Annotated in this window: 8 protein-coding genes and 1 pseudogene; all 9 read left to right on the forward strand. The window is 58.8% G+C overall.

The genetic code is table 11. From position 1 onward, the window contains the following. Positions 1-179: pseudogene (locus tag FS320_RS51125) on the forward strand (IS481 family transposase); the annotation flags it as partial. A gap of 153 nt (positions 180-332) precedes the next feature. Next, a complete protein-coding gene (locus FS320_RS37110) occupies positions 333-593 on the forward strand; it encodes a DUF2312 domain-containing protein (protein ID WP_152717319.1) in 261 nt (86 codons plus the stop codon). A gap of 110 nt (positions 594-703) precedes the next feature. After that, entirely contained in the window at positions 704-1,723 is a 1,020-nt protein-coding gene (locus FS320_RS37115) for a phosphatase PAP2 family protein (protein ID WP_152717320.1), read from the forward strand. Positions 1,724-1,998: 275 nt separating this feature from the next. Further along, positions 1,999-2,337, forward strand: coding sequence for a hypothetical protein (locus FS320_RS37120; RefSeq protein WP_152717321.1), 339 nt, complete (start codon positions 1,999-2,001; stop codon positions 2,335-2,337). 273 nt (positions 2,338-2,610) lie between these two features. After that, entirely contained in the window at positions 2,611-2,949 is a 339-nt protein-coding gene (locus FS320_RS37125; protein ID WP_152717322.1) for a hypothetical protein, read from the forward strand. After that, a complete protein-coding gene (locus FS320_RS37130) occupies positions 2,940-3,581 on the forward strand; it encodes a hypothetical protein (protein ID WP_152717323.1) in 642 nt (213 codons plus the stop codon). Before FS320_RS37125 ends, FS320_RS37130 begins: the two co-directional genes overlap by 10 nt. 62 nt (positions 3,582-3,643) lie before the next feature. Beyond that, positions 3,644-4,231, forward strand: coding sequence for a DUF1643 domain-containing protein (locus tag FS320_RS37135; protein ID WP_152717324.1), 588 nt, complete (start codon positions 3,644-3,646; stop codon positions 4,229-4,231). A gap of 45 nt (positions 4,232-4,276) precedes the next feature. Beyond that, positions 4,277-4,777, forward strand: a complete 501-nt coding sequence (locus FS320_RS37140) for a hypothetical protein (RefSeq protein WP_152717325.1) — start codon at positions 4,277-4,279, stop codon at positions 4,775-4,777. Positions 4,778-4,785: 8 nt separating this feature from the next. Further along, positions 4,786-5,196, forward strand: coding sequence for a response regulator (locus FS320_RS37145; protein ID WP_152717326.1), 411 nt, complete (start codon positions 4,786-4,788; stop codon positions 5,194-5,196). Positions 5,197-5,400: the final 204 nt, after the last annotated feature.

Genomic DNA, 5,400 nt, shown 5'->3' on the forward strand with positions numbered 1-5,400 from the left:
ATAACAGAAGACGTCAACGCGTGCTCAAGGGGCGATCCCCGGATGAGGTTGTGCGAAGCCGCCTGGCTGCCGAGCCGAAGCTCGCCAACCGCCGCTACAAGCCACCCGATGCAGACGCGTTGCCGCCAGCCCTCCAGGTCATCGCTCATGCCAAGGAGGTCTCGCATCCAGACAACTAGTGTCCCAGCAGTTTGGAACCGGTTCGTTAAAGCCGATGCCACATTAAGGATGCTGCTCACGTTTCCGGCGCGATCTCCCCAGCCGATTTAACTGGCCGTCGATCTGCATTATAATTCGTCCACCGAACACGACAAACCAGGACGATTCGTGAAATGGACGATGCAGCTTTCAACACAGAATCCGTAGCAAGCGATCAGCTCAAATCAGTAATTGAGCGGTTGGAGCGCGTTTACGAGGAAATCGACGGCCTGAAGGCTGGTGCCAAAGACATACTAGCTGAGGCAAAGGGCAATGGGCTGGATCCAAAAATCATCAAAAAATGCCTCGCTATCAGGAAGAAGGATCATTCCGAGCGTATGGAGGAGGAAGCCATCCTTGATCTCTACCTCCAAGCGCTTGGGATCACCAGCTAAATACTAGCCGGGGCCAATCCTACAGAACCTACAATAAAGGACGAGGTGACCTCCACTGTCGTCCTTTTCTGTTTCGGCTCGTCGATCCTTTGCTTCAATCGTGAGAAAGCATGAACTCCGCATTGAAAGCGCCCACACAGCTTGCCTCCAGGGCAGGGGAGGGCGGACCGTCCCACGAGATCATTCCGGGAATGCTGCTTTGCGCGTTCCTATGCCTCTCAGTGGTTGCCTTTAAGTTCACAGTGGTGGCCGCAACTCCGCTGGAACTCCACGCCGGACCCCAGATCGCACTCCTGGGGCTGGGTCTCATCCCAGCCATCGGCGCCATGATCTACAGCCGCCCGACCCGCTACCGGCCCCGTATGGCCTCGTTGTACTTCACGGTTGCCATGGTGCCCTTCTCGGCCTTGGCGTTCGGCGATCTCGGTCACGTGGTCAGCTATCTCTCCAAGTCACGCCCCTTCTGGGACGATCTCCTCGCCAAAGGAGACGAAGCCCTCGGGTTCGACTGGGTCGGCATGCTTCAATGGGCCAACGACCATCCCATCATGACCGCCTTGGCCTACGGGATCTATCTCTCGGCCGGCTTCCAATCCATCATGGCTCCAATTCTGCTTGCCGGTCTCGGACGGTATCGAGCTCTGCAGGTGTCGACGATTGCTCTCCTGCTGACGCTCATCGCCACCTACGGTATCGCATGGCTCCTGCCGGCTCTCGGCACCTACGAGTTCTACGGCATCGATCCCACCCAGCATCCGAATATCGTGGTCCGAGTGGCAAGCCTCCATGTGCCGGAGATTATGGGCATGCGGGATGGCTCAATTCTGAACATATCCCGCCTTGCCCCGACAGGACTGATCACCTTTCCCAGCTTCCATGCTGCTAATGCGGTGGTGCTCGCCTGGGCGCTCTGGCATGTTCCCTATCTCCGGTACCCAGGTCTCATCCTCAACAGCCTGATGCTTCTGGCCACGCCCCTACACGGCAGCCACTTCCTCGTTGATGTTCTGGCCGGAGCCCTGACCGCGGCCGTTGCTATCGCCACCGCATCGATTCTGTTTTGTAGCCTACAGCGATTGTGGCAGCAATCGGGTCTCGTCCCCCGAATCCACAGACCGGCGGAGATATAAATATCCGTCATACGCGTGGCACTTCTCCGGTGTTTCTACGTTGTGTGCCGGTGAGGGCATTCGCTCTCATTGCATCCCACGACAAATGAGGTCTGCGACAAAACCGCCTCTCATGGAGGAACGAAGAAATTCGTCAGGTCCCTACAAGCTTCATGACTCAGGAGATCAGTCAAATCCCTGAAATCCGGTCATCCAATTTGAACATTCCGATCACGGAAGAACGCATTTTTACGAAGGTCAATTCTAGGCAATCCCCGAAAGATTTTAAGCGAGCCATGTTCAGCATCAGAGACTTCGTCACTGCAGACATCAATATCTTGGGAGCAATCGACGCTCTTGAGAGCGCGCTTGCTCGGGCTGCCTCCGATGCCGACACCATCGTCATTACGGATAACGAAAAGGAGCTGATCTGCTTCGGCATCGTGGACGCACGCTTCGTGCTGTCAGCTCACGAACAGGAGCCGTCGAAGGTGCTTTCGCTCCTTGCCCTCCGGATCGCCAACTCCTTTGAGGTGCCCCGCGCCAAGGCGTCAGCCGTCCTTGCCGAGTTCCGGTCGGCCGAGGCTCTCGCCGAGGCCGATCTTATCGACCCGCCGATCGCCCTTGCCGCATAAGGAGAGCCACATGGGCTTCTTCCGCCACGAGCACATGCCGGGCTTCCGTTAGGTTCACCCCTAACGGAGCATCCCCGTGCACAGCATTCCTCAGTTCCAGCCTCAGTACCGCATCATCAATCGTGCTCAGGAGGTCTGGACCTACGACACCCTTGAAGACGCTGTTCTGGCCCTCAGCAAGGCTTCTTCCTTTCGGACGTCCTTGCCGACTGCTTCTCGTACGAAACCCGCGTCGATATTGACGGCATCCGCCACGACACCCCCACCGGGCACTTGATCGTCCGAACTGCTCTCGGCGATACCGTCACGCGGGATCAGGTCCTCGACCTCTCCCGTAAGCTGAGGGCGCGGCCCGCCCCACCGGAGGGAACCTACCGCAACGGCGCTTGGCCGGGCATCCGCCGGCACCGCGGCCATCGCGGCTCCTCCATCCGAATTGTGCGGACAAAGCAGGCGATGACCTGGCACGACGCCGACAAGGAGGACGTTCTCGTGGCTGGGTTCCCGCCCGAACGCATTGGCAGACAGCGTGAACTTCTAACCTACTGGTCGGATATTCCGCGGCGCAACGAGCGCAGCTGGAAAAGCCAGCGCAAACATCAGTGGCGATAGTCGAGCAGCCTAAGGGTGGTCTGAGAAATCAGGCCGCCCTTTGTCGTGACATCCACCATGAAGGCCGACCCATAATTCTGAACGTATACACCCCGAAGCCCGGATCCTCTGCCGCCAGTCTCGTCCTAGCCGGGAGTGCCATCGTTGGGGAGGGGGAGCAGGATGGCCGGATCCTCTGTTACTACGAGGGAAACGCCATCGGCTCGAAAGACCTTGAAAGCTTCTATGAGCGCATACGGCGAGCCGCCGGCCGCCTGGTGACGAAGTACCCGACGACCGCCATGGCTGCTTTCCCGGCCGAAGAACTCGAATGCGTTGCAGCATACGATGCCCGGCGCGAGTATCTGCCCTTGATCAAGGATTACCGGACGCTCGAGCGCTGGGCCCAGGAGCCTTCGCTGATCATTCAGGGACCGGACCTCCAGGAAGGCGCCCACCTGACCAGCGCGATTGGCACCCGGTTCGAGAGGGCGTACCCGCGCCTCCTGAAACGAGAGGGCTCTGTCCATACGTACGCCCTCCGCTGCGGGCAGATCGTGGTGATCAACATCGTTTCCGGAATGTCGGAGGTCATCCAGCCGACCGACAAGCTCGCTGACAGCATCCGCCAGGAGGTAAGGTCGGGCCAATAGGTAGTCAGCACTGCCGGATGGGTGGTATAAGACCGCAGTTCAATTCTCAAATCAGAATTCAAATGCCGGCTGCCCAGTCTGTTTCCCCTGATGAACTCCACGACGCCGGAGGCAAAAGCCGCCTCCGGCTCAAAGAGGGCGTCATTGCCGATGCCGTCTTCTACGAGAACCGCCGCTACCGGCCCATCCTGACCCGCCGCTGGACCGCGGATCCGAACGCCCCCTTCGTTCTTTGGGTCGGCATGAACCCTTCTGTCGCTAGCTATGAGGTCGACGACCCCACCGTGGCGCGGGAGCAGGACTTCACCCGACGCTGGGGCTACAGCTCGTACGTGAAATGCAATGTCATGGGCTATTGCGTTACCGAGCAAAAGCGCCTGCGCGACCCCGGCGTCATGCCCTGCAGCCAGCATAACCTTCCCGCCATCCGGGATCAGGCAAGTCGCGCCTCGATGATCGTCATGGGGTTCGGCGCCGTGCACCCGTCACTGCAGCACTATGCTGATGCCGTATGCCAGGCCCTCATTGAAGACGGCCATCGTCTCTGGTGCTTGGCCCTGACGAAAAACGGCAATGCCGGTCATCCCCTCTACATCGCGGCCGATACCAAGCCGTTCCACTACATCCCGAAGCTGAAGGGCAAGGCCTAAAGGCGCGCCCAACCGCTCGACCTTTCTGCGCCGAGGACAACTCCCATGACCACTCACTTTTGGACGCTCCTGACAGGCGTCGATACCGTCCAGCCGTTCTTCGACAAGGCAGCGGCCGAAGCGGCTGCCGCCGCCTTTGTCCAATCGTGTGATGACGATCGAACCGTCACGGTCGAGAACTGGCGGGACGAACTCGCCGACTTGAACCGGGACATGGATGATGCAGGCGAAGCCACCTATCTCTGCTCTCTGACCGAGCATCTCTTGCCGGAACTCAACGCCCTCGCCGTACTGGAGGAGGGCGAAGTACGCCGCATCGAGGCTCAATCGCCTCTTCTCCAAGACCTGAAGGTGGCAGTCGTCGAGACCAAGTTCCGGCATATCGATTACCATCCAGACGATGTTCTCTGGATTGGAACACCCCTTGGCCCGATTGGCGTCGTTGGCCATATCCAAAATGTCGCAAAGCCGCAGTGGCCGATTGCAACTGTTTTTGAACAGATCGTCCGTACGGAACCCACGGGCGAAACGCCCCGCATTGGCTGAGAGTTACCATGGCCCTGGATACATCCATCCCAGTCCTGATCATCGACGATTATCAGACGATGCTCAGAATCGTCCGCAACCTGCTCAGGCGGATTGGGTTCACGGATGTCGACGAGGCCAGGGACGGGCGGGAGGCGTTGGAGAAGCTCAATGAGCGGCCCTACGGGCTGGTGATCTCCGATTGGAACATGGCGCCGATGACAGGATACGAGCTTGTCCAGCAGGTCCGGGCGCACCCTATACTCCAGAAGCTTCCCTTTATCATGGTCACCGCAGAGGCAAGACCCGAGAACGTGATTGCCGCCAAGCAGGCCGGCGTTGACAATTATATTGTGAAGCCATTCAGCGCGGAGACCCTCAGGGCGAAGGTGAGCACCGTACTCGGGTTTCCCGTCAGCGCCAAAGTTCCAACTGTCTGATTGGCGGCGATAAACCGTGCTTCCTCAAAATGCCCTTCGTCTGCTGCGACCTCCCATGATCACAAGACGAGCGTTCCTAGCCCACCCTATTCATGAGGCATGTTGATATTTGCCGTTCTGGCCTGCAATCGCGGCGGCTCGTTGCGTCTGTTTCATCGCGATGAGATTTGGAACATGGCGAACGCGTTGGCAGGAATTGGATGG

Origin of the sequence: Microvirga tunisiensis (assembly GCF_009296175.1) — a bacterium.
Lineage (GTDB): Bacteria > Pseudomonadota > Alphaproteobacteria > Rhizobiales > Beijerinckiaceae > Microvirga > Microvirga tunisiensis.

Coding starts and splice junctions, on each gene's coding strand:
- FS320_RS37110 (WP_152717319.1), top strand. CDS start 333: ATGGACGATGCAGCTTTCAACACAGAATCCGTAGCAAGCGATCAGCTC.
- FS320_RS37115 (WP_152717320.1), top strand. CDS start 704: ATGAACTCCGCATTGAAAGCGCCCACACAGCTTGCCTCCAGGGCAGGG.
- FS320_RS37120 (WP_152717321.1), top strand. CDS start 1,999: ATGTTCAGCATCAGAGACTTCGTCACTGCAGACATCAATATCTTGGGA.
- FS320_RS37135 (WP_152717324.1), top strand. CDS start 3,644: ATGCCGGCTGCCCAGTCTGTTTCCCCTGATGAACTCCACGACGCCGGA.
- FS320_RS37140 (WP_152717325.1), top strand. CDS start 4,277: ATGACCACTCACTTTTGGACGCTCCTGACAGGCGTCGATACCGTCCAG.
- FS320_RS37145 (WP_152717326.1), top strand. CDS start 4,786: ATGGCCCTGGATACATCCATCCCAGTCCTGATCATCGACGATTATCAG.